The organism is Methylophaga sp. F7, from assembly GCF_056863975.1.
In genome coordinates this window covers 2786861-2810584 of sequence record NZ_CM166511.1, presented here as the reverse complement: position 1 = coordinate 2810584, position 23724 = coordinate 2786861, and the positions used below count along the sequence as shown (strand labels likewise).

Here is a 23724-nt window from a genome sequence, read left to right as displayed (position 1 = left end):
ACACCAATATTGGTAATGTAAAAACTTCGTAGGTTAGCGCTGAGGCACGAAGCCCAAAAATCACGTTTGCTTTGTCGGGTTACACTGCGCTAAACCAACCTACATTATTTATTCATATTTATGCCCTCCGTGCCTTGGTGGTTAATCCAAAAAATCTGCGTCCATCTATGTAATCTGCGGATCGAACTCATTAAATTGCTAGTCATTTAATAATGTGAAATATTATTTTTTCAACGTTTCAATGCACCATGCATTATGGAAAGACAGAACGGAGAAAACAGAAAGTAGTTTTGTTTTCTTAAATAAATAGAACAGGGCGCGAAGGTCCTGATAAAGCAAAATCTAGGGAGGGAAAAAATGTCTTCTTCATTAATGATCGGCCCCTTACTCGGTGTCGAGTCGGACACTGATTACACAGTGTGTTTTTTGACCGATAAAACGGTGAGCTCCGCTACGGTGATCATGGATGACATTTCTGTTCAGGCAACGCAAATTCAGACAACACCAAAAGGCTACTTCTGGCGAGTTGAAGCAGAAATACCAGCAAACAGTTCAGGTAAGTTTGTCAGCTACACTATTAATCTGAATAACAACAAAGCCAATGACAAGCATGGTCGTGACCGCTGGACGTTTTATGTGCCAGGTTTAGATGAAAAGCCGATATTTGCTTATACCTCCTGTAATGGTTTTTCCAGTGCAGATATTCTCACCAAAACCGAAAACCCATACGCCTTATGGGAGGACATGCAGCGCAAGCATTATCAACAACCCTTTTCCATACTAATGATGGGCGGTGATCAACTCTATGCGGATGAAATATGGTCGGCTGTCCCGGAATTAGAGAAATGGTTACAACTCACTAAAGTAGAAAAAACGTCGCGTACCTTTAACGCCACAATGCGCGATCAGGTCAATCGTTTTTATGAAAAACTCTATTGCCAACGATGGGATAACCCGTCCATGTCATTGATGATGGCATCAATACCGACGGTGATGATGTGGGATGACCACGATATATTTGATGGGTGGGGCAGCTATCCAGAGGAAATGCAGCAATGCGATGTCTATCAGGGTGTTTATGATATTGCTAAACGCTATTTTGAATTATTCCAAATCCGTAGCAGCAAAAATATCAGTTTGCTGGATAATCAGGCAAAACATTATGCTTTTGCTTTTTTATTCCGGGACTATCATATCCTGGCACTCGACAACCGAGCCGAGCGCACGCTTGAACAGGTAATGAGTTTCAGCCAGTGGCAGATGGTTAATGATTATCTTGATAATAAGGTGAACAATGGCGACCTGTTAGTCATGTCAGCTGTACCGGTTGTGTATCGTGACTTTTCATTTACCGAAGCCAGTTTTGATGTCACCCCCTGGGAAGAAGAACTGACTGATGATTTGAAAGATCACTGGCGTTCCAAAGAGCATCAGGGAGAGCGTGCTCGTTTAATTATGCGTTTGCTGCAAAATGCTGAAAAACGCTACAACATTAAATCACAGCATCAGAAAACGGTGATTCTGTCTGGTGATGTGCATCTGGGATGTCTTGGGGTGATTAATGATTCACGCAAACACGATCGACCACTGAAAATTCATCAGGTTGTTTCCTCTGGCATATTGCATCCGTCTCCAAGTCGCATTGCCTGGTTGGGTATTATGGCCGTGACCAATGATCGAGATGAGTTTCTCAATGAAGACGAAACCATCAAAATCTCCATGTTGAAACCCTTTGGCTCCGACCAATATATCCGAGCACGAAATTATTTGACCCTTGAAGAAGGCACCGATGACAAACTTTGGGTTAACTGGATATGTGATCAAAGTACCCAAAAACCGAGTTATCCACTCGAATAAGCGATTTCTAAAAATCCACTGGAAACCAAATTGATTAATATCTTTTTCCTCTCTAAATTTAATAACCGTAGCAAAACGTACGGATTGACGAACGTACATTAAGGCGTACAATTTCCATAGTTTTAAAAATTAGTTGAGGTTTATCATGAGCGGAATTACTGCCACTGAAGCACGAAGTAATCTTTATCGGCTTATTGATGAAACGGCCGAGTCTCATCAGCCGGTGGTGATTATGGGCAAGCGTAATAAGGCTGTGTTGATTTCGGAAGAAGACTGGAACGCTATTCAGGAGACATTATTTTTATTGTCTGTTCCTGGGATGCGCGAGTCGATTCGTGAGGGTATGGATACGCCTGTTGAAGAATGTGATAAGGAGCTTGAGTGGTGACATGGAAGTTGGTTTACACCAAGCAAGCACAAAAAGATGCAAAAAAATTGGCCTCAAGTGGGCTTAAACCAAAAGCCCAGGAACTGCTGACGTTAGTCTCAGAAGATCCTTATCGAAAACCACCGCCATTTGAAAAGCTGGTTGGTGATCTTTCCGGAGCCTATTCACGCAGGATTAACATTCAACATCGTCTGGTTTATCAGGTCCTGGAAAACGAGGGTGTAATAAAAGTTCTCCGGCTTTGGAGTCATTATGAATAATGGTTTGAATGGTCTCTAACATCTAATCTTTCGGCAAATCCTTAAACGCGGCAATGGCATCTTTTCTGGCCTGTTTATAATCCACTACCGGTTGTGGGTAACCGTATTGTTCGCGTAAATCTGCTGGTGGATTATGCAGTTGCTTGATTGGTACGTCTTTTAACTCCGGTACAAAGCGTTTGATAAATAATCCTTGTGGATCGTAACGTTCGGATTGCAGGGTGGGGTTAAAGACCCGAAAGTATGGCGCTGAATCGACGCCAGTTGATGCACTCCATTGCCAGCCGCCGTTATTGGCGGCGAATTCACCATCAATTAATGTCTGCAGAAAATACTGTTCCCCACGTCGCCAGTCGAGTAACAGCAGTTTGCTGAGAAAGCTGGCGGTAATCATTCTGAGACGATTATGCATCCAGCCTGTTTGGTTGAGTTGACGCATGGCGGCATCGACAATCGGAAAGCCGGTTTTGCCTTCGCACCAGGCTTTGAAACCGGCTTCATCATCGCGCCAGATAACTTTTTCAGTTTCTGGTTTGAATGCTTTACCCATGCTGATGCGTGGAAAATACAGCAATAATTGTTTGTAAAAATCCCGCCAGGCGAGTTCGCGAAGCCAGTCATCATGACGCCAGTCACGATTGGCTTCACCGCAATAAAACTGAATGGTCGCCAGTAATCTTCTGGGACCTAACTGGCCGTTGGCCAGATATGGTGACAGCGTGCTGGTGGCCGGTTTGCTGGGAAAATCACGTTGACTTTTATAATCATCCAGTTTGATTTCACAAAATGCCGAAAGCCGTTCCAACGCTTTTTGTTCATTGCCGGGCCATAAATCATCACGAAATTCTCCGGCCCAATCACATTTCAATAGCTCTGGTTTTAAGGCTTTACCCTGTGGTTTTGGCTTTGCATAAGGTGCTTGCTGAATATCTTCGAGGATTTGCAACCAGCGACGGTAATAAGGCGTGAACACTTTAAAAGGGTCATCCTGCTGGGTTTTTACCGGTAAGGCGACCAATAGGTCTTCGGCGAGCAGATGCACCTTGAAATTGGCTTTGCTTAATACATCTTTAACAGATTGATCGCGACGTTGCTCATCCAACGGTGTTTCGGCCTGAAACCAGATATCACTGATGTTTTGTTGCTTACAGAGTTTGAGTATTTCAGCAGGTACATCGGCAAAATAATCGACTTCGAGTAAATGAAACGGTATTCCAAGCTGGGCAAGTCGATCAGCGATATCCTGTAATACCGCTGCGCGAAGCCCTAATCTTGCCGGGGATTCATCATGTTGCTGCCATTGTTCGGGTGTGGCGCAGAATACTACCTGGATTGGCCCTTGTTCGGCTGCTAATGCCAATGCGGGATGATCATCGAGGCGTAAATCATTGCGTAACCAGACCAGTTGCGTTGCTTGCATGGAGTTTCCTTACGGTAAATTTCTGAACAGGTATTCAGCATGCTGGCTGATGGCCTGTTGTTCATCTTGAGATTTGTTGTGCCAGTTTTTGACCTGCATACCGAGACGAGGGTTTTTACTCAACAGTTCCTGATGCCGGTCTACAAAAAGCCAGTACAGCGTGGTAAATGGACATGCGGTTTCGCCACTGGCCTGTTTTGGATTAAATGGGCAGGACTGGCAATAATTGGACATGCGGTTAATATAGGCGCCGCTGGCAATATACGGTTTGGAGCCGACAATGCCGCCATCGGCGTATTGACTCATACCCAATGTATTCGGGATCTCCACCCAGGCAACGGCATCGACATACATCGCCAGATACCACTCATGAATAGCCTTGGGTTTAACACCCCATAACAAGGCAAACAAACCGGTGACCATCAGTCGTTGAATATGATGGCCGTATCCATGATCCAGCACCTGTTTGACACTGTGATGCAGGCAAGTCATTTCGGTTTCAGCATTCCAGTATAACGCTGGCAGCTTGCGTCGGGCATTCAGAGCATTCATCTGCAACCAGTCATCACGATAGCTCCAGTAAAGCCCCCGCACATATTCACGCCAGCCGAGAATTTGCCGGATAAAACCTTCTACCGCATTTAAAGGTGCTTTATTGTCGGTGTAAGCTTTTTCAGCCGCTGCAATCACCTCTGCGGGGGAGAGTAGTTTGAGATTCAGACAGGTCGATAAGCGTGAGTGATAAAGCCAGGGTTCGTCAGTCCACATCGCATCCTGATAATCGCCGAAATGTGGCAGTCGATGCTGGATAAAATCATTTAATGCTGCCAAAGATTGTTCACGGCTGACCGGCCAGTTAAAGGTTTCAATATTGCCGTAGAGATCCGGCAGAAATTTTTCAACATCGGTTATGACTTGTTTAGTGATGTCATTCGCTTCAAACAATAAAGGCTCAGGCAATTTGGATGGACCTTTTTTGCCAAAGCTTTTGCGGTTGTCCTTATCAAAATTCCATTGACCGCCAAGCGGCTGGTCATCTTCCATCAGGATTTGTCGGCTTTTACGCAGTTGGCGATACCAGAATTCCATTCGCGGTTGTTTGCGATCGGCAAGCCAGGCTTTGAATTCACCTTTTTCACTGATGAAATGCTGATCGGCCAGCCATTCAATCTCAATATCAACATCATTGGCGCACTGCTGTATTTCATTCATAACCCGGACATCACCAGGCAATACGCAACGGATTTTTTTAAATGAATCGTGTTTTAACGTGGCAGATAAAGCGTCTGGGAAACTGGATTTTTTGTCACTCAAAGTCCAGTAAATCAGCGGATAGTTATCGGTTTTGAGTTTTTCAGAAAAGTGCCGCATCGCCGATAAAAATAAAACAGTGCGCTGTTTACTTGATAAATACTCTGTGGACTCAGCTGACATTTCAGCCATCCACAGTCGATCATGCTGAGGATCAAAGTTATCGAATAATTGACTCTCTGCATCAAGTTGATCACCAAGGATCAGATTGAGATAACGCAGCCTAGACATTTAATGTCGACATTGCTGCCAGCCACAAAAAAAACGCAGCGCCATAAGATAGATGAGCACGCAGACGCATCAACTCGGCAGAGTAGATTTCATGGAGTTGCTGCCGTTCGTATAAGTGCAAGCCAATAAATGATAATGCAGCCAGCCATAACCAGTAATGTGTTGGAGATAACAACCAGCACCAGGCCCATAACATGGTGGAGATGCTGACTATCAGCACATGACGGGGAAGCTTTTCAACGCTGCTGACATACCAGATTAGACCACCCAGAAAACTGAAAATAAGTGCCGCATAACTCAACAACCAGTCGATAGCATATAAATAGCCCAGCCAGCTCATAACTGCCAATCCTAAGAAAGGCAGCAGTCCGGCATAGCCTAAAATTCTATGACTTTTAGTGATCATGAAGCCTCCTGTGCAGGTAAACGTAATGTCTCAATCAATAATTGTTTAGGGCGAAGTTTTAATAGAAAGCGTAGCTGGATTTTGTAGGCATCCAGATCAAAATATTGGGGTTCAGCATATCGCTGTTGCAGCTTTTCATAAGCATCATGATGATTTTTAATGGTGCCAAGATAAAGCCATTGATCGACCAGATGAAAATGCGCCGCCTCGTAATCGCCATCTGCCGGCAGTTCAGTAATTACAATGGGCCCTGACCATGGCCAGGCTTGATTTTTAATACCGGATAATGCAGTTTGCAATCGCAGGTTGTACCGTATTGCCGGTTCTTCGCCACAGCAGCCACCCAGACATTTTTTTAACTGATAACCAAAACAGCCGTTTTTAGTTTTTTCCATGCCGCAAAGTTTTTGACACAGCTGATGTTCATTAATCAGATCGAGTAGTTTTTTTCCGCTTGTTTTTGGCTACGGAATAATCCATAACGTTGACTGATATCCGGCGGCTGATGCAAGTCAGCCATTTCAATTGTGGTGCGGTGGTATCCCTTCTCATCAACGGTTAAAGCGATTTGATAAAGTCGCTTGGCTTTGGTTTGACGCCGGTTGTAGCGCGGTGTTTTGCTTTTGATTAATTGGTTTTCCAGCAGCTGGGCACCAAAATCGGAAGGCGTTTCGATAAAATCGATATGCTGTAGTTGTTGCTGCATTTCCGAGTTGCGTAGTTTGCCATTCTGTACAAAATGACTGAGCACACGTTGTTTGATATTGACCGATTTGCCGATATAAAGCAGCGAGCCTTGCTCATCAAAAAACTGATAAATCCCAGGGCGTTCTGGCAGTTTATTAATTTCAGCACTATCCAGATGACTGGGCAATCGGGTTTGTTGTGATAATTGTTTACAGGCTTGCTGGAGAGTGAATTCATCAAAATCGCGTTGAGTCTGCTGGAATAACTCAAGAATGACCTGGGCATCATCCATCGCCCGATGCCGTTGATTAATGGTCAGGCCCAGCCGGGCAACAATCGCATCAATTCCATGACGGCGGTGCTCAGGGTATAACAAACGACTGATTTTGACCGAACATAGCGTTTTGGCAGAAAAGTTTATACCAATGCGACGAAACGATTCGCGGATAAAACCATAATCAAAGCGCACATGATGGGCAACAAATACTTTGTCGGCTAGACGTTGCTGCAATTCTTCAGCAATGTCGACAAAGGAAGGTTGGTTTGCCACCATTGAATCGGTAATGCCGGTTAATTTGCTGATCCATGGGGGAATGCTGATACCCGGATTAATCAATGTCTGCCACCGGTCTGTTTCAACGCCATCGGTGATTTCGATTAAAGCAATCTCGGTGAGACGATCACGAATGGCATTACCACCCGTGGTCTCACAATCGAGTAATACCATTTTTTCCGGGAACCCCACTAAGGGCTTCATATGCGATTGACCTGCTTACGCTGACGACGGCACCGCTCTGAACAGTAAAGCACCTGCTCCCAGCACTCACGCCATTTTTTTCGCCAACTGAATGGTCGGTTGCAGATCAGGCACTGCTTTGACGGTAAGTTTGGTTTAAGGTGCGCCATTACAATCACAATTTAATTGAGTGTAATGATCATCCTGCGGTTGTCGTGAAATTACCGTGAATTGTAGTTACTACAAATGGTGACTTTACTCAGGCACTTTAATCATATGCTCGCGATAGTGCTGCAGTTCGCGGATGGAATCTTTAATATCGTCCATCGCCAGATGTGATGATTTTTTCTTGAAAGATTTTTCGACTTTGGGTGCCCAGCGCCGCGCAATTTCCTTGAAGCTGCTGACATCAAGATTACGATAATGAAAATAGGCTTCCAGTTCCGGCATCAACCGCGCCATAAAGCGACGATCCTGACAAATACTGTTGCCACACATAGGAGAAATGCCTGCAGGGACGTGCTTTTTCAAAAAATCCAGAGTTTCCTGTTCGGCTTGTTCGACGGTGACAATGCTGTTACGAACGCGTTCAGCCAGACCAGAGCCGCCATGCTGTTTGGTATTCCATTCATCCATACCCGCCAGAATAGCGTCCGATTGATGAATCGCAATGATCGGGCCTTCTGCCAAAATATTCAGGTCGCTGTCAGTGACAATTGTGGCGATTTCGATAATATAGTCGTTATTGGTATCGAGACCGGTCATTTCCAGGTCAATCCAGATCAGGTTATGTTTGCTTTTGGCCATGAGCTCCGTCTTTTTATTACTACAGATTTAGGTGAACTATGTTGCCATTGATTGTATCAAAGGCTAATGTACACGACACCTTATACGATTCTAACTGGTTTAAAAAATTATGAATGAATTTAGCTGGATATTTTTAATTGCCCTCGCCCTGATGACGGGGATTGAGATCTGGTTGTCATTGCGTCAACGTCGCCATGTGCTGGCGAATCGCGATGAAGTGCCTGCCGCATTTCGTGAGCAGATTGGTCTGGCCGCACATCAGAAAGCAGCTGATTACACTGCCGCAAAAGGGGCTCAAATGCGCCGCGAGAGTCTGTTTGGGGCGGTCGTGTTAATTCTCTGGACCCTGGGCGGTGGTTTGGCAATGTTGTCCGGTGCCTGGGAAGGTTTTGGCTGGTCAGCTATGACAACCGGGGTGGTTTTGATTCTGAGTTTTCTGGTGATTGGGGCACTGCTGGAATTACCGTTGTCCTGGTATCGCACTTTTGTAATGGAAGAAAAATTTGGCTTTAACCGAAATACACCCGCCTTATTTCTAGGTGACTTTGGCAAGCAAATGTTGCTGATGTTGGTGCTCGGCGCACCGATTGCCTGGGTGACCTTGTGGTTGATGAACAGCACAGGTGAATTCTGGTGGTTATATTTATGGGCAGCCTGGATGGTTTTTGCTGTGGTGATGATGTGGGCTTATCCGGCATTTATCGCACCGCTATTTAATAAATTTACGCCCCTGGATGATGCCAACCTGAAACAGAAGGTCGAAAGTTTATTACAGCGCTGTGGTTTCAAGAGTCAGGGAATTTATGTGATGGATGGTTCACGCCGCAGTGGACACGGCAATGCCTATTTCACTGGCTTGGGTAATAACAAACGCATCGTATTTTTTGATACATTGCTTAATACCTTGAATGAAGATCAGATTGAAGCGGTTCTGGCACATGAATTAGGTCATTTCCGTCGCAAGCATGTCGTCAAGAATATGCTGATGATGGCCGTTATGAGTCTGGTTGGACTGGCAATATTAGGCTGGGCATCAACACAGACCTGGTTTTACACCGGTCTGGGTGTAGAGACCCAAAATAATGCGATTGCACTGATTCTGTTTATGCTGGTGATCCCGGTATTCAGCTTCTTTCTGCATCCATTAATGACATCGATGTCACGCAAATACGAGTTTGAAGCAGATGCCTATGCGGCTTCGGTTTCCAATGCCGACGATTTGATAACTGCGCTGGTGGCTTTGTATAAAGAAAATGCCAGTACACTGACACCGGATCCTTTAGTGTCGGCTATCTATGACTCGCATCCTCCAGCTTCATTACGCATTGCTGCCTTGCAAACACGGGCAGTTGTCTGAGCGATGCATTATTTAGTGATTATGGTTTTCCTCAGTGTCAGCGCGACAGCGCTGGCACAGGGAAAACAATTGCACGATGCCAATTGCATGCAATGTCATGCTTCACTGACCGATGGAAAAGCTAATTCGCTATACACACGTGATAAACGAGGAGTTAAAAGCCTGGAAGGTCTGAATAAGCGCGTCGCTAATTGTGCGATTGCCGCTGACGTTAACTGGACACCTGATCAGCAAAAACAGGTGGTCGAGTATCTCAATAGCGAGTTTTACAAGTTCTGATTAACGTAACGTAATGCAATTTCGACCAGCTGCTTTTGATTCATATAAAGCAACATCGGCCCGTTCAATAATATTCAATGAAGTATCGCCTGGCTGATACTGACTCAGTCCAACCGAAACCGTTACCGTTCCGATGGTTTCTTCACTGTCTTTTTTCTTCAGATTACTCCCCGCCAGCTGCTGACGGATAGTATCTGCCATTTGCACGGCAACGTTTGATGGAGTGTTAATAAAAATCAATGCCATTTCTTCCCCACCAAAACGGGCTGCAATATTTGGTTGATGCTCACATTGTTTTTTCAGCAGACTGGCAAAAAATTGCAAGACGCGATCCCCCAGTAAATGACCAAATCTGTCATTTACCTGTTTAAAGTGATCGAGATCAAACAGGGCTAATGTGAACACGTTTTTACCATGATGGCACAATTCGGCAAGTTCTTTATTGAGGCCGCTGCGATTTAACAAGCCTGTTAAACCATCGGTTTTAGCTTCCTGTTTTACGGCTTCCAATTCAGATCTGAGTTTCAGAATTTCCTGTGTGGTTTCGGCCAGTTCCTGCTTGAGTTCGCTACCGGACTGTCCAAGTCGACGAGTATTTTCCAGTATTTCTGACAACACACCCTTGATTGCTGAAATATCCTCGGATTGTTCCAGTTTGGTTTGCTGAACAGCTAAATCTTCTGAAAAGTCATCTGCAGCCAGTTCAACCTTATTGATTTGATTCATCGTGTTGTCGACGACCAGTCTAAGGCCATTATTTGTTGCTTCAAGCCTTTCCGGCATGCCCATTAATACGTATTTTTCATAAAGCTGCTGGGTGATTTCCGCTGTGATTTTCTGCTTCTGCTGTAATCGACGGTCAATCGCTTGTTTTAATGCCTGATTGGTGCCTGAGACATATTCGTACCAGACGGCATAATTTACCGGATTAATAGGGGTCTGATGTTGATTTATAAAGGGTAATGCTCGGCGCAGATTTTCGGAGGCCTGATGAAAAGGTTCAGTGTAAACGGGCGGGAATGATGATTGCGTTGACACAAAATATCCTTCTTAGTGAGTTTTTATCAGACAAATTTGCGTTTTAATTTAATGAGAATTGGGATAATCAATAGTACAGCTAACCAAGGTAAATATTGTAAAAATAATGCACTGGGTGTATCTGCTTTGGCCACCAGATATGTCAGGATTAAAAAACTTATCATCGCCAGATTCTGCACCCAATTATTCGCAGCCAGCACACTGCCTAATTGGGTAATGTCAGCATGCATTTGAATTAATGCATTGAGTGGAATAATAAACAAACCACCAAAAAAACCAAAGCTAATTATTGCTAAAGCGAATGGAATGACAGCATTAAGGTAGGGGATTACAAACAGCATGCTGATTAATCCAATGGCCCCTACCAAAATAACAGGGAAATGAATTTGTTGACGACAAAGCTTTCCGGCCAGAAGAGAACCGCTGATGATGCCCAGACCCGAGCAGGCTAATAAACCCTGAATGATGATCGTATTGTCTTCATTCAGCACGATTTTGGCAAAAGCTGGAAAGACTGCCAGCATGGTTTGAGATAATGCCCAGAATAATGATAAACCCAATATCGAAAACCAGATTATCGGTTTGGTAGTCACCAGTTTTACATTGGTTTTTAGTTGTTTACCTTGGGTATATGCTGCCCAGTTAAAACGATGCTCTTTCTGGCTGGGAAGCAATACTGGCAGACGCCATGCAAGCCATAATTCTAATAATGACAATCCCACTAAACACCAGCCTAATGGGGCAATCAGTCGAATAATATCGGCTTCGTTTTGATAAACCTGATCGCTTAACAGGCTTTCAAACAAGATGGTAAAGACAAATATCCCACTTAAAATTGCCACGATGGTAGTGGCTTGCAGAAAACCATTGGCAGGGGCAATTTCAGTTTTACCGGCCAGCTCGCGGATATAGCCATATTTAGCGGGAGAGTAGATCGCACTTTGTGCAGCTAAAACAAAGGTTAAAGCAAAGGCAAAAATGAACCAGCCTTGATAATAGGAGAGTGTAATCAACAAGGTAACGATGACGGCAGAGAAAGCCGACCAGCGCATAATACCGGGTTTGGCAAATCTATCTGAAAGATAACCTGCCGGGGTAAACAATAAAATAAAGGGTAATAAAATTAACGCATTAACAACGGCTGTCAGGCCGACTTGCGCTGCATCATCATAAATTTTGAAGATGGTATTTTGCACGATAATTTTGTGGCCCAGATCCACCATGGCATTGATAAACGCCACAGCAAGAAAAGGTCCTAAAGCCGATAGGCGTAAAGTCATCTTTGGTTTAACTTTCGCCCTTTAACCTGACGGCTAAAACGTCACACCCAGCATGATGCAGTACAGCATTGGCGGTGGAACCCAGTAGCATTTTAATGCCTTTACGACCGTGAGAGCCCACGACGATCAAATCAACATTGTTTTCTTCGGCAATACGCACAATGTCGCGACCTGGACTGCCAAATTCTATCCATTGATTGTTTGGCTCAATATCAAATTTTTGCCCTAAAGCGGTTAGTTGTTTTTTGCCTGCATCGAGTAAAGCCTCACGCATATCAGCATCAACACTAATCATTGGCTCATAAGCAAAATCTGTAAGTGGAAAATCCTCTACGATATGACATAAACTCAAACGTGTATTGTTAGCCGATGCTAATGCTTTAGCTCGGTGAATCACCATATCCGTATGGTTGGAAAAATCCGCTGCAATCAGAATATGTTGATAAAGCGCCATTGGTATTTCTCCTAAGGATAGATAAGGCAGGGAGGCCCTGCCTTATGAGTTTTTATTTTTCACTTTCCAGAAAACGTTCAGCATCCAGCGCTGCCATACAACCAGCTCCTGCTGAGGTAATCGCCTGACGGTAAATCGGATCAGACACATCACCCGCAGCAAATACACCAGGAATACTGGTTTGGGTACCTTTCTTGAGGATAATGTAGTCATGCTGCATTTCCAGCTGACCTTTAAACATCGACGTATTAGGTTGATGGCCGATGGCGATAAAGACACCTTGAACGGCAATTTCCTGAGTATTATCCGTTTCTGTACTCTTTACACGAATACCTGTAACGCCAGCATCATCACCCAGAACTTCATCAAGAGTATGATTCCAGAGAATTTCCACATTTCCGGTTTCGGCTTTTTTCAGTAACTGATTACTGAGAATTTTCTCACTACGGAAGCTATCACGGCGATGAATTACGGTAACTTTGGAAGCGATATTAGATAAATATAATGCTTCTTCTACGGCTGTGTTACCGCCACCGATGACGGCAACAGGTTGATTCTTATAGAAGAAACCATCGCAGGTGGCACAGGCTGAAACCCCACGCCCCTTAAAAGCTTCTTCAGAATCCATGCCCAGATATTTTGCTGATGCACCGGTAGCAATGATTAAGGCATCAGCTGTGTACTCTCCGGCATCGCCGGTTAATTTGAACGGCCGCTGGGTTAAATCCGCAGTATGGATATGATCAAAGATAATGTCGGTACCAAAACGTTCTGCATGTTTTTGCATACGCTGCATTAATTCCGGACCTTGCACACCATCGGCATCACCAGGCCAGTTATCGACATCGGTGGTGGTGGTTAACTGACCACCTTGTTCAATACCAGTAATTAAAACAGGTTCCAAAGCAGCACGAGCAGCATAAACCGCGGCCGTATAGCCCGCCGGACCAGAGCCTAAAATCAGTAGTCGGCAGTGTTTGCTGTCCGCCATAAGAGTGTCTCCCAGTATCGAATAAAAAACGAATCGATTAGAGTACCCATTGCTTTGCTTTTGGACAAGCATCAGCTGTTAAAACCTGTGTTAGAATTTGCGCTTAATCAATTGGCTTCATTGGAATTATCACATTGGCACAAGCGACAAAGGCAAACGACAAAAATAAACCGGATGCCACCGCTGGCGCAGTCGGATTCAGACTTCGGGAAGCTGCACTGATTCTGGCGCTGGCACTGGCGGCTTATTTACTTCTGTCTTTATTAACCTACGAACCGACGGATCCTGGGTGGTCAACTACCGGTACTGATGATCTGATCGCGAACCGGGGCGGTATTGTCGGAGCCTGGTTGGCAGATGCTTTGTTGTACGGCTTTGGTTTCCCAGCTTATCTTGCGCCATTTATGGTGGGTTTCAGTGGCTGGCTTTTATTCAGTTGGGGCAAACGTGCCGATGGCGACGATGCGTTACATTTCTGGGTATTGAAATCAGTTGGATTAGTGATGGCCCTGGCTGCAGCCAGTGGCTTGTCTTCCTTGAGTTTAATGGACTATGCCGATTTGTTGCCATTAGGTGCTGGTGGGGTGCTGGGTGAAGTCGTCGGTCATGGATTTGAATCGGTTTTTGGTGCTTCCGGAACCAGTTTATTGCTATTGGCGCTGCTATTGACCGGGGTAACGTTGTTTACCGGTTTATCCTGGCTGATGGTTATTGATCGTCTCGGTGCGATAGCCATGGTGGTGTTAATTCATGTAGCTCGCTGGAGTCGTGAGCTAAAGGAAAATTTGCAGGTTAGACGCACCCGTCAGCAACGCGAAGAAACGTTTATTGCTCAGAAAGAGAAAATGCAGCACAAGGCCAAAGTCCGAGTTGAGCCAAAGTTGCAGGTAAAAGAACCCAGCAAACGCGAAGAAAAGGAACGTCAGCAACCTTTATTTGAGACACCTGACGCACCAGGTATGCCGACTCTGTCGTTACTGGATATGCCAAAAGCTGTTACAGCGGGTTACAGCGAAGATGTATTACAAGCGCTATCACGGCTGGTGGAGTTGAAGTTAAAAGACTTCGGCGTGGAAGTGCAGGTGGTCGAAGTTCAGCCCGGTCCGGTAGTCACCCGCTTTGAATTACAGCCTGCAGCTGGTATCAAGGTCAGTCGCATCAGCGGTCTGGCTAAAGATTTGGCCAGAGCCTTATCGATAACCAGTGTGCGTATTGTTGAGATTATTCCGGGTAAACCCTATGTTGGTTTAGAAATTCCCAACGAAATACGTGAAGTAGTTCGGTTACGTGAAATTCTCGCCTGTAGTGATTATGAAAACAGTAAATCACCGTTGGTTATGGCCTTGGGTAAAGATATTGCCGGCCGGCCAGTGGTGGCAAACCTTGAAAAAATGCCGCATTTACTGGTGGCGGGCACAACGGGGTCAGGTAAGTCTGTTGCAGTAAATGCCATGATTTTAAGTCTGCTGTATAAAGCCACTCCGAAAGAGGTCCGGCTAATTATGGTAGACCCCAAAATGCTGGAATTATCAATTTATGAAGATATTCCACATTTATTGACGCCGGTCGTCACCGACATGAAAGAAGCCGCCAATGCATTGCGCTGGTGTGTTGCCGAAATGGAACGACGTTATCCGCTGATGGCGGCATTAGGCGTGCGAAATATCGCTGGGTTTAATAAAAAAGTACAGGATGCGATTGATAGTGGTGAACCCATTCCGGATCCAATGGCTGAAGTGTTACCCGGGGAACCGATTCCAACACTGGAAACTTTGCCATTTATCGTGGTGATTATCGACGAACTGGCCGATATGATGATGGTGGTCGGCAAGCAAGTCGAAGAACTGATCGCCCGGCTGGCCCAGAAAGCTCGTGCTGCCGGTATTCATTTGATTCTGGCAACCCAAAGACCATCGGTCGATGTCATTACCGGTTTGATTAAGGCCAATATACCCACACGAATGGCGTTTCAGGTGTCGTCGCGAATTGATTCACGCACTATCCTTGATCAGATGGGAGCAGAGCAGCTATTAGGGCAGGGCGATATGTTATATCTGCCTCCAGGCAGTGGATTGCCAGAACGGGTGCATGGCGCCTTTGTCGATGATCATGAAGTGCATGCTGTGGTGAATTTCCTGAAAACCCAGGGCGGCCCAAATTATCTGGAAGAAATTACTCAGGATAATGCGGATGATGATAGCGAGGGGGGCAGCGGCATCGGTGATGCCAGTGATGGAGAATCTGATCCCCTCTATGATCAAGCGGTGCAGATTGTGACGGAAAGCCGCCGCGCTTCTGTTTCCGGAGTGCAGCGTCGCCTGAAAATCGGCTATAACCGCGCGGCTCGCATTGTAGAAGCGATGGAAGCTGCAGGTGTGGTTTCAGCAATGCAAACCAATGGTAGCCGTGAAGTATTAGCACCCCCTCCGCGTAATTAATGCAATTAGTTAGTAACAGTTGATGTCTTAGTTGTTCCTGAAATGATTTGGAGTAAAGAAATGATAAAACGCTGTGCAATACAGTGGTTGATGCTTGGATGGTTAGTTCTGCCATCATTGGCATTTGCAGAATCGGCTGTTGATAGGCTCAATACATTTGTTCAGGAGGTCTCTCAGTTGGAAGCGGATTTCCAGCAAACTGTAATTGATACGGATGGACAGGTGGTTGAAGAAGCAACCGGTCAGTTTCTGTTATCCAGGCCCGGTAAATTCCGTTGGGATTATGAAACGCCTTTCCCGCAACAAATCGTGGCGGATGGCGAGCGTATCTGGTTTTACGATGTCGATTTGGAACAAATCACAGTCAAGTTACAGGATGAAGCCTTAGCCGAAACGCCAGCAGGTTTATTATCCGGCAATACCTTGCCAGAAGCGGAATACGATATTCAGGAACTGGAATCGGAAGACGATCTGCAATGGGTTCGACTGGTGCCAAAAGCGGATGACAACAATTACCAGACAGTCGCTTTGGCTTTTGATGAAAAGGGTATTCGTGAAATGCTGATGGTAGACAGTTTTGATCAGCGCACCCGACTGGTGTTTAAAAATCTAAAGATTAATCCTGATTTACCAGCATCAAGATTCGAATTCAAAGCGCCATCGGGTGTTGATGTGGTGGGCGACGTTCCCTAATGAGTCTGTTTGATAATCTGCATCCACAGGTCGGCCGTCCATTGGCTGATCGGATGCGGCCGCAGTCGCTGGATGAATATATCGGTCAGCAACATTTACTGGCCGAGGGGAAGCCCTTAAGACAGGCCATCGCCACAGGCCAGCCGCATTCAATGATCTTCTGGGGCCCTCCAGGAACTGGTAAGACAACGCTGGCACGATTGATCGCCGGTTATTGTGATGCGGAATTTATCAGTATTTCGGCGGTATTGGCCGGGGTTAAAGAAGTTCGTGAAGCTGTTGCCAGAGCCAAACAGTTGCAACAGGAACGTGGTCGACGCACCATGTTGTTTGTCGATGAGGTGCATCGGTTTAACAAGTCACAGCAGGATGCTTTTCTTCCTTATGTTGAGGACGGCACCTTTACCTTTATCGGTGCCACCACTGAAAACCCGTCATTCGAATTAAATAACGCATTGTTATCGCGGGCACGCGTCTACGTACTCAAATCGCTGGAAATTAATGATTTAAAACTGATCATTGAGCGGGCTATGCAGGATGGTATCCGTGGACTTGCTGGCCGTGATATCGCGATGAGCGATAAGTTACGTGAACAGTTGGCGCAAGCAGCCGATGGGGATGGCCGAAGGGTGCTGAACCTGTTGGAAATCGCCATTGATTTAGCAGACAGTAAACAGCAAACCGAAGTCGATGAGACTGATCTGGCCGAAGTATTATCAGGCACCTTACGGCGATTTGATAAAGGCGGAGAAGCTTTTTACGATCAGATATCGGCATTACATAAATCGGTCCGTGGCTCTTCACCTGATGGAGCTTTGTATTGGTTATGTCGGATGCTGGATGGTGGTTGTGATCCGGTTTATTTGATGCGGCGTATTGTGCGGATGGCGGTTGAGGATATCGGTAATGCTGATCCGCGGGGCTTGCGTATTGCGCTGGATGCCTGGGAAAGCTTTGATAAACTGGGTCGTCCTGAAGGCGAACTGGCGATTGCTCAAGCGGTGGTCTATCTGGCAAGTGCACCAAAAAGTAATGCTGTATATACCGCTTTTAAAGCGGCGATGCAGGATGCCAGGAACTTTGGTTCAGCCGAAGTGCCTTTGCATTTGCGTAATGCCCCGACCAAGCTAATGAAAGAGCTGGATTACGGTAAGGAATACCGTTACGCCCATGATGAGCCGGATGCATATGCGGCGGGAGAAAACTATTTTCCGGAAACGATGCCGCAGCGACACTATTATCAGCCGGTCAACCGTGGTCTGGAAATCAAAATTGCCGAAAAGCTGGCGCATTTGAGAGAATTGGATAAACAACGACGCTAACGGCAATCAACCAGTATAAATATCGTAACGGGTATTTTTACTTTCAATGCTGACGTGTGGTTTTTGATCTGCGAAAAATTCAGCACCTTTTGGTCGTTTAACGGTTACCCGTTTTAACGCAACTTTACGTGCAATATTGAGTAACTCGGCACTATTACTATCGGGGCCGACCAGCTGATGTAAAAGCTGCATTTCCTTTTTGACCAGAGCCGATTTTTCTCGTGCTGGATACATCGGATCCAGATAAACCACATCCGGTCTTTCTGCTTCGTTGAGGCTGGCTAAATACTTCGTAGCATCGCTTTGGTGTAACTGCATGCGCGAGATAATTTGTGCCGTCTCTGCATCCGTCTGTGCTCGTTGCATCGCATCGGCCAATAGGGCTGCTACAAGTGGTTGCTGTTCAATCATCGTCACCTGACAACCGAGGCTGGCAAATACAAAAGCATCCCTGCCAAAACCGGCAGTTGCATCGATGATAATTGGATTCGCGCCGTTTTTAAGGCCTACAGCTTTTGCCAGTGGCTGACCCCTACCACCACCAAATTGACGTCGGTGCTGATTTTTACCGCTAACAAAATCGATAAAAACCGGCCCCCCAGCTGAGGATAACGAATTTCCAGTCGGTTAGGCGTTAAAATCAGCTGGGCTTTTTCTGCATCAGGCAACATTAATTCAAGATTAAGTTGCTCAGCCAGTAAGGCCGCTATATTGCTTAACGTGGCGTCAGTTACAGCCAGGGAAGTTATCTGAATTGTCACAACAGATTATTGACTGATAATAAAATCACCAAAAGCACGGCTGCCTTTTCCAGTTTTAACATCAGTAATACGTTTGCCCGTAGTCGTGTCAATGATGGATACACTGTCACTACCCCAGTTGGAAACGTAGAGATGTTTACCATTGGCCGTTATATCAATACCTTCCGGACTGTCTTCTACATCAATGGTATTAATATTCTTCTGTGTAGCAATGTCTATCACGGATACGCTGTTTTCATCCTGATTGGTCACATAGAGAAACTTGCCATCAGGGCTAGCCACCGCACAATAGGGCCATTCACCAACCTCGATTGTGGACGTTGCTGTCAAGTTATCAGTATCAATCATCGTCACACTGTTATCTTGAACATTTACGCTGAAAAGCCGTTGTCCGTCCGTCGTTAATGCAAGACCAAACGGGGATTTGCCAACATTTACGGTTTCCAGAACCTGTTCAGTAATAGTGTCGATGATGCTGACAGTATTGTCATCACGGTTAGCAACATATAATCGGTTACGTGATTCATCGAGGATAATACCTGCAGGTGATTTCCCTACGTTGATACGATGACGGATTTGTTGTTCATCGACGTCGACGATACTGATTTTATGTTCGTACCAGTCAGCAACATAAGCAATGCTGCCATCATGGTTAGTGGCGATACCGACCGGTCCCTGACCGACTGGAATCTGGCTGATTTCAGTTAATTTACGTGCATCAATAACGGAAATATTCTGGCTGTCAGGATTGGTAATCAGTACTCGATTTCCGTTCTGACTTAATGCCACTCCCGCCGGCGCCTTGCCGGCCTTAATCGTGGTGACTACTTGCCGCTCATTTATATCAATCACCGTTATGTCATCACTGAGCTGATTGGTGATAAAGGCATAGTCAGTTTTTTCTGCACAGGCGCTTAACGAAATCGTTGCAAACATAAAAAAAGCGACCCGATTAAGGGCCGCTTTCAGAAAAGCATTTTTGTCGTTCGAAAAAAGCATTATTTTTCCATAATGTTTTTCAGGTTTTCCAAACCGCTTTTATACACAGCAGTTACAGCTTCAACCGCTTCAGCATCAGACTGACCTTCTGGTACTGGTGGGTTATCCATGAAAGAACGATAGAATTTACCGCGCCATCTTACTTCAGTTCCACCATCTACTTCATTAACATACATCCATGATTTGTAGGTAGAAACGGGCAAGGTGTAATAAGGTGTATCTTGACTGTTAAACGTAATGGTTTTAACGACGCTCATATCAGTGATCTTGTAAATCAAGGTCATTTTTTCGTCGTTAATTTTATCCAGCTCTTCGGTAATAGTCGGGTTGCCTTCGCTTTTCAATGTTAAAACACGAACCTTATCGTCCTTCATTTCAACACTTTCAACTGCTGGATGCCATTTATCAATGGCGCTAAAATCTTTGAGCATGCTCCAGACTTTTTCAGGTGAAGCATTAATCACTATTTTCTCATCAACTTCCTGACGAGTAGGGCCGTGCGCTGTGGCTACCAAAGGTAAGGCGATAACTGCGGCTGCAACGATTTGCAAAAATTTCTTCATTCTTAAATTTCTCCGTTTGATCGGTGGTTTACCAAAATATCTGCAGGAACTTTGAGTCAATACCCATGGAACTAGTTCCTCAAACTTAACATGGCGACAACACTTTAGCCGATACAGAATGGTTTTTCCACACAGCGATTTGACTTACCAACAGCGATTCAAGAAAATTACCGATCTTTATATCTAATATCGGCAGTAAAAAATGGCGCCACTGATAAAAATCAGGGATTTGTATTTTAACCGTGGAGACAAAGTTATCTTCAGCGGTGTGGATATTGATATCTACCAAGGTAAGGTAACCGCTATCATGGGGCCGAGTGGTACAGGTAAAACCACGCTGCTTAAACTGATTGGCGGTCAGCTTAAACCGGATCGCGGTACTGTTGAAGTTGATGGCCAAAATGTCCACAAGCTTTCTCATTCCAAGCTCTATGAATTGCGCAAGCGCATGGGAATGTTGTTTCAAAGTGGTGCCTTGCTGACCGATCTCAATGTTTTTGAAAATGTTGCTTTTCCATTACGTGAACATTCCAGGTTGCCCGAATCAATGATTCGTGATTTGGTATTGATGAAACTCCAGGCCGTGGGCTTAAGAAATGCCCGGGAAATGATGCCTGCTGAGTTATCTGGCGGTATGGCGCGCCGAGTTGCTCTGGCACGGGCCGTCACACTAGACCCAATGATGATTATGTACGATGAGCCATTTACCGGACAGGATCCCATTTCAATGGGTACACTGGTGAATCTAATACGCCGCATCAACGATGCAATGGGACTGACCAGTATTATCGTGTCACATGATGTCGCTGAAACCACCAAGATCGCTGATGAAATTTATCTGTTGTCCGGCGGAAAGGTCATTGAGAAAGGTAATCCCGAAACGCTGAAAACTTCTGGCTCGGAATGGGTGAAGCAATTTTTACAGGGTTTACCAGATGGACCTGTTCCGTTTCATTACCCGGGTAATGACTTTAAAAATGATCTGTTGAATTCAAAGGAAACACAATGATCGAGCTGCTGCGCAGCCTTGGTCGCTGGGGACTAGATACCTTTCAGCGACTTGGACGGGGCCATTTGTTCTTAGTGCAGATGCTGGCAGGGATTCCAAGCTCGGTATTCCGCTTTTCACTGGTTGTTCAGCAATTATTTTATGTCGGTGTTTTATCAATACTCATCATACTGATATCCGGCTTATTTGTGGGCATGGTTCTTGGTCTTCAGGGCTATAATACGCTGGTAGATTTTGGTGCTGAAGAATCTTTAGGTGTGCTTGTTTCATTATCATTAGTCAGAGAGCTTGGCCCGGTTGTCAGTGCGTTACTGTTTGCCGGTCGAGCTGGCTCGGCCCTGACGGCTGAAATTGGTTTGATGAAAAGTACAGAACAGTTATCAGGTATGGAAATGATGGCTGTTGACCCGATGCGCCGTATCGTTGCTCCAAGATTTTTAGCGGGTCTTATATCCATGCCATTACTGGCAGCTATATTCAGTGCTGTAGGAATATTTGGCGCTTTTTTAGTTGGACATGGCCTGCTCGGTGTCGATGATGGTGCTTTCTGGTCACAGATGCAGGCTAAAACTGACTGGTATGAAGATATACTGAACGGGGTAATAAAAAGTATTGTCTTTGGTTTTGTCGTGACATGGATTGCTCTGTTTGAAGGTTATGATGCCTCACCAACTTCGGAAGGTGTGGGGCGCGCCACAACGCGGACAGTTGTCCATTCCGCTTTCGCTATTCTCGGCCTGGACTTTGTTCTGACTGCGTTGATGTTTGGAGATGTGTAAATGAATTCGAAAAGAAGTACCGAAATTATGGTCGGCTTGTTTGTCGCAGCTGGCATGGCAGCCTTATTTGTGTTGGCGATGAAGGTCAGTAATCTTGGTGATATTACGGATGAAAAAGGCTATGAAGTCGTCGCCAATTTTCAGAATATTGGTGGATTGAAACCACGCTCTCCAGTGACGATGGCAGGCGTAAGAGTTGGTCGTGTAACATCAATATCTCTGGATCCTGACACCTATGATGCAAAAGTCACCATTAATATCTATCCACAATATGACAACATTCCGATAGATACCTCTGCCAGCATCTTTACTGCAGGTTTGCTGGGAGAGCAATACATCAGTTTGTCACCAGGTGCGGATGATTTCTTCCTGGAAGACGGTGATGTGATTGATTTGACTCAACCAGCGGTGGTATTGGAGCAGGTAATTGGACAATTCTTGTACAGTACAGCGGAAGGTGAATAAGATGATTAAATTTAAACAGGTGTCTCTCCAGTTAATGTCAGCATTTTTGCTGGGCATGCTGGCGTTCAGCGCATCCGCTCAGGCGATGCCGGAGCCACAGGCTTTAGTGAAAGAAGCCTCAGACAACATGCTGAAAGCTCTGAAGGATAATGAAGCTGAACTGGAAACCAATCCGCAGAAAATCTATACGCTGGTACAGGATATCCTGTTTCCACATTTCGATTTCGAGCGTATGGCCAAATTGGCATTAGGTCAGAAGCTGGCGTGATGCTTCAGCTGAACAACAGGCCCAATTTGTCGAAGAATTCCGTTTGTTACTGGTCAGAACCTACGCTACGGCAATGCTGGAATACACTAACGAAGAAATTCGCTTTCTGCCTTTTCGCGATGACTTGAAAAAGGGGCGGGTAGATGTACCAATGGAAGTGGTACAACCAAACGGTCCATCTGTTCCGATGGCATTATCACTTTATAAAAACAAGAACGATGAATGGAAAGTTTATGATGTCAAAATTGAAGGCATCAGTCTGGTGACGAATTACCGTTCATCATTTAACCGTGATATTAGAACCAGCGGAATGGATGCCTTGATTGAAAATCTTGCTAAACGCAATGATAAAGCCAGATGATGAAGCTCATTTTTGACGATGCTACCAAACGTATCCTGGTTTCCGGTGAGTTGACTTTTGATACCGCTGCCAGCGGTATCGATATGACGGATCAATTGTTTGCCGAAGTGGATCCGCTTGATGTTGATTTAAGTGAAGTCAGTCGTAGTGACAGTGCCGGCCTGGCTTTACTGATCGAATGGATGCGTCAGGCTGAAAAATTAGACAAGCCGATTCGTTATTTTAATATGCCGGCACAGATGCTGGCGATGGCAGAAGCAAGCGGATTGGAAGAACTTCTTCCTCTGCAATAACTATAATTTAAGTGGTGAAACATGAAAGCAGCAGATATCAAAGCAATGATTGAAGCAGGCTTACCTGATGCTGATGTTGAAGTGTTTGGTGAAGATGGCCAGCATTTTGATGCCCGGGTTTTTAGTCCGTCATTTTCTGGAAAAAGCCTGATAGAACAACACCGTATGGTCAAAGCAACTTTGGGTGACAGCTTCAGTAGTGGTGCTGTACACGCATTGTCACTGAAAACGGGTGTCTCTCGCTAATCCATTCCCTTATTCTTCCAGAGCA

Annotated in this window: 30 protein-coding genes; 15 read left to right on the top strand and 15 right to left on the bottom strand. The window is 45.3% G+C overall.

Annotated features, from left to right (window positions below; all coding sequences use genetic code 11):
* Positions 1-357 precede the first annotated feature (357 nt).
* From AC08OG_RS14150 to AC08OG_RS14140, 3 genes are all read left to right on the top strand, one after another.
* Positions 358-1857, top strand: coding sequence for an alkaline phosphatase D family protein (locus tag AC08OG_RS14150; protein ID WP_439503998.1), 1500 nt, complete (start codon positions 358-360; stop codon positions 1855-1857).
* 145 nt (positions 1858-2002) lie between these two features.
* Positions 2003-2245: a type II toxin-antitoxin system Phd/YefM family antitoxin gene (locus AC08OG_RS14145; RefSeq protein WP_439503999.1), complete on the top strand. Its 243-nt coding sequence runs from the start codon at positions 2003-2005 to the stop codon at positions 2243-2245.
* A complete protein-coding gene (locus tag AC08OG_RS14140) occupies positions 2242-2505 on the top strand; it encodes a Txe/YoeB family addiction module toxin (protein WP_292401292.1) in 264 nt (87 codons plus the stop codon). Before AC08OG_RS14145 ends, AC08OG_RS14140 begins: the two co-directional genes overlap by 4 nt.
* Before the next feature lie 22 nt (positions 2506-2527).
* Here AC08OG_RS14140 and AC08OG_RS14135 read toward each other — a convergent pair whose 3' ends face one another.
* The 7 genes from AC08OG_RS14135 to orn all read right to left on the bottom strand — a co-directional run bounded on the left by AC08OG_RS14135 (position 2528) and on the right by orn (position 8103).
* The gene (locus AC08OG_RS14135) at positions 2528-3925 is read right to left on the bottom strand and encodes a cryptochrome/photolyase family protein (protein WP_292401289.1); all 1398 of its coding nucleotides are present in this window, start codon (positions 3923-3925) and stop codon (positions 2528-2530) included.
* Between the two features lie 9 nt (positions 3926-3934).
* Positions 3935-5467, bottom strand: coding sequence for a cryptochrome/photolyase family protein (locus AC08OG_RS14130; RefSeq protein ID WP_482929774.1), 1533 nt, complete (start codon positions 5465-5467; stop codon positions 3935-3937).
* Positions 5460-5873 carry a DUF3429 domain-containing protein gene (locus tag AC08OG_RS14125; protein ID WP_292356589.1) on the bottom strand — a complete coding sequence of 138 codons (414 nt, stop codon included), beginning with the start codon at positions 5871-5873 and terminating at the stop codon, positions 5460-5462. Before AC08OG_RS14125 ends, AC08OG_RS14130 begins: the two co-directional genes overlap by 8 nt.
* Positions 5870-6268 carry a hypothetical protein gene (locus AC08OG_RS14120; RefSeq protein ID WP_482929773.1) on the bottom strand — a complete coding sequence of 133 codons (399 nt, stop codon included), beginning with the start codon at positions 6266-6268 and terminating at the stop codon, positions 5870-5872. The genes AC08OG_RS14125 and AC08OG_RS14120 overlap by 4 nt, the downstream gene beginning before the upstream one ends.
* A gap of 35 nt (positions 6269-6303) precedes the next feature.
* Positions 6304-7317, bottom strand: coding sequence for an exonuclease domain-containing protein (locus tag AC08OG_RS14115; RefSeq protein ID WP_482929772.1), 1014 nt, complete (start codon positions 7315-7317; stop codon positions 6304-6306).
* Positions 7314-7466: a DUF2256 domain-containing protein gene (locus AC08OG_RS14110; protein ID WP_292356585.1), complete on the bottom strand. Its 153-nt coding sequence runs from the start codon at positions 7464-7466 to the stop codon at positions 7314-7316. The genes AC08OG_RS14115 and AC08OG_RS14110 overlap by 4 nt, the downstream gene beginning before the upstream one ends.
* 85 nt (positions 7467-7551) lie before the next feature.
* Positions 7552-8103, bottom strand: coding sequence for an oligoribonuclease (orn, locus tag AC08OG_RS14105; RefSeq protein ID WP_292356583.1), 552 nt, complete (start codon positions 8101-8103; stop codon positions 7552-7554).
* A 109-nt stretch (positions 8104-8212) separates the two neighbouring features.
* On the opposite strand from orn, the gene AC08OG_RS14100 reads away from it, so the two are divergent.
* Both AC08OG_RS14100 and AC08OG_RS14095 read left to right on the top strand, forming a co-directional pair.
* On the top strand, positions 8213-9460 hold the full coding sequence (locus AC08OG_RS14100) for a M48 family metallopeptidase (protein ID WP_439504002.1): 1248 nt from the start codon (positions 8213-8215) through the stop codon (positions 9458-9460).
* Between the two features lie 3 nt (positions 9461-9463).
* The gene (locus AC08OG_RS14095) at positions 9464-9739 is read left to right on the top strand and encodes a hypothetical protein (protein ID WP_439504003.1); all 276 of its coding nucleotides are present in this window, start codon (positions 9464-9466) and stop codon (positions 9737-9739) included.
* Here the strand turns inward: AC08OG_RS14095 and AC08OG_RS14090 are convergent, their stop codons facing one another.
* The 4 genes from AC08OG_RS14090 to trxB are packed head-to-tail and all read right to left on the bottom strand — an operon-like array spanning position 9740 to position 13502.
* Complete coding sequence (locus AC08OG_RS14090) at positions 9740-10777, bottom strand: GGDEF domain-containing protein (protein ID WP_482929771.1); 1038 nt, start codon at positions 10775-10777, stop codon at positions 9740-9742.
* A 26-nt stretch (positions 10778-10803) separates the two neighbouring features.
* Complete coding sequence (locus tag AC08OG_RS14085) at positions 10804-12057, bottom strand: MFS transporter (RefSeq protein WP_482929770.1); 1254 nt, start codon at positions 12055-12057, stop codon at positions 10804-10806.
* Between the two features lie 7 nt (positions 12058-12064).
* Complete coding sequence (locus AC08OG_RS14080) at positions 12065-12511, bottom strand: universal stress protein (RefSeq protein ID WP_292356574.1); 447 nt, start codon at positions 12509-12511, stop codon at positions 12065-12067.
* Between the two features lie 52 nt (positions 12512-12563).
* A complete protein-coding gene (gene trxB, locus AC08OG_RS14075) occupies positions 12564-13502 on the bottom strand; it encodes a thioredoxin-disulfide reductase (RefSeq protein ID WP_292356572.1) in 939 nt (312 codons plus the stop codon).
* A gap of 134 nt (positions 13503-13636) precedes the next feature.
* On the opposite strand from trxB, the gene AC08OG_RS14070 reads away from it, so the two are divergent.
* From AC08OG_RS14070 to AC08OG_RS14060, 3 genes are read left to right on the top strand one after another with little or no spacing between them, the layout of a single operon-like run.
* Entirely contained in the window at positions 13637-15940 is a 2304-nt protein-coding gene (locus AC08OG_RS14070; RefSeq protein WP_482929769.1) for a DNA translocase FtsK, read from the top strand.
* Positions 15941-16000: 60 nt separating this feature from the next.
* Positions 16001-16633 carry an outer membrane lipoprotein periplasmic chaperone LolA gene (gene lolA / locus AC08OG_RS14065; RefSeq protein ID WP_482929768.1) on the top strand — a complete coding sequence of 211 codons (633 nt, stop codon included), beginning with the start codon at positions 16001-16003 and terminating at the stop codon, positions 16631-16633.
* A complete protein-coding gene (locus AC08OG_RS14060; RefSeq protein ID WP_292401264.1) occupies positions 16633-17955 on the top strand; it encodes a replication-associated recombination protein A in 1323 nt (440 codons plus the stop codon). The genes lolA and AC08OG_RS14060 overlap by 1 nt, the downstream gene beginning before the upstream one ends.
* A 6-nt stretch (positions 17956-17961) precedes the next feature.
* Here AC08OG_RS14060 and AC08OG_RS14055 read toward each other — a convergent pair whose 3' ends face one another.
* From AC08OG_RS14055 to AC08OG_RS14040, 4 genes are read right to left on the bottom strand one after another with little or no spacing between them, the layout of a single operon-like run.
* Positions 17962-18540 (bottom strand): class I SAM-dependent methyltransferase, encoded by a 579-nt coding sequence (locus AC08OG_RS14055; RefSeq protein WP_482930557.1) that lies wholly within the window; start codon positions 18538-18540, stop codon positions 17962-17964.
* Positions 18462-18716, bottom strand: coding sequence for a hypothetical protein (locus AC08OG_RS14050; RefSeq protein ID WP_482929767.1), 255 nt, complete (start codon positions 18714-18716; stop codon positions 18462-18464). The genes AC08OG_RS14055 and AC08OG_RS14050 overlap by 79 nt, the downstream gene beginning before the upstream one ends.
* 6 nt (positions 18717-18722) lie before the next feature.
* Positions 18723-19715 carry a YVTN family beta-propeller repeat protein gene (locus AC08OG_RS14045; protein WP_482929766.1) on the bottom strand — a complete coding sequence of 331 codons (993 nt, stop codon included), beginning with the start codon at positions 19713-19715 and terminating at the stop codon, positions 18723-18725.
* Complete coding sequence (locus AC08OG_RS14040; protein WP_292356559.1) at positions 19715-20278, bottom strand: SRPBCC family protein; 564 nt, start codon at positions 20276-20278, stop codon at positions 19715-19717. The genes AC08OG_RS14045 and AC08OG_RS14040 overlap by 1 nt, the downstream gene beginning before the upstream one ends.
* A gap of 202 nt (positions 20279-20480) precedes the next feature.
* Between AC08OG_RS14040 and AC08OG_RS14035 the strand changes: the two genes are divergently transcribed.
* The 7 genes from AC08OG_RS14035 to AC08OG_RS14005 are packed head-to-tail and all read left to right on the top strand — an operon-like array spanning position 20481 to position 23699.
* Positions 20481-21287, top strand: coding sequence for an ABC transporter ATP-binding protein (locus AC08OG_RS14035; protein ID WP_014705893.1), 807 nt, complete (start codon positions 20481-20483; stop codon positions 21285-21287).
* Positions 21284-22066: a lipid asymmetry maintenance ABC transporter permease subunit MlaE gene (gene mlaE, locus AC08OG_RS14030; protein ID WP_292356556.1), complete on the top strand. Its 783-nt coding sequence runs from the start codon at positions 21284-21286 to the stop codon at positions 22064-22066. The genes AC08OG_RS14035 and mlaE overlap by 4 nt, the downstream gene beginning before the upstream one ends.
* Positions 22067-22531, top strand: a complete 465-nt coding sequence (gene mlaD, locus AC08OG_RS14025) for an outer membrane lipid asymmetry maintenance protein MlaD (RefSeq protein WP_292356554.1) — start codon at positions 22067-22069, stop codon at positions 22529-22531. It begins immediately after the preceding gene.
* Position 22532: 1 nt separating this feature from the next.
* The gene (locus AC08OG_RS14020) at positions 22533-22799 is read left to right on the top strand and encodes an ABC transporter substrate-binding protein (RefSeq protein WP_482929765.1); all 267 of its coding nucleotides are present in this window, start codon (positions 22533-22535) and stop codon (positions 22797-22799) included.
* Between the two features lie 43 nt (positions 22800-22842).
* A complete protein-coding gene (locus AC08OG_RS14015; protein WP_482929764.1) occupies positions 22843-23160 on the top strand; it encodes an MlaC/ttg2D family ABC transporter substrate-binding protein in 318 nt (105 codons plus the stop codon).
* Complete coding sequence (locus AC08OG_RS14010; RefSeq protein WP_292401258.1) at positions 23157-23453, top strand: STAS domain-containing protein; 297 nt, start codon at positions 23157-23159, stop codon at positions 23451-23453. The genes AC08OG_RS14015 and AC08OG_RS14010 overlap by 4 nt, the downstream gene beginning before the upstream one ends.
* Positions 23454-23474: 21 nt before the next feature.
* Complete coding sequence (locus tag AC08OG_RS14005; RefSeq protein ID WP_226071530.1) at positions 23475-23699, top strand: BolA family protein; 225 nt, start codon at positions 23475-23477, stop codon at positions 23697-23699.
* Positions 23700-23724 lie beyond the last annotated feature (25 nt).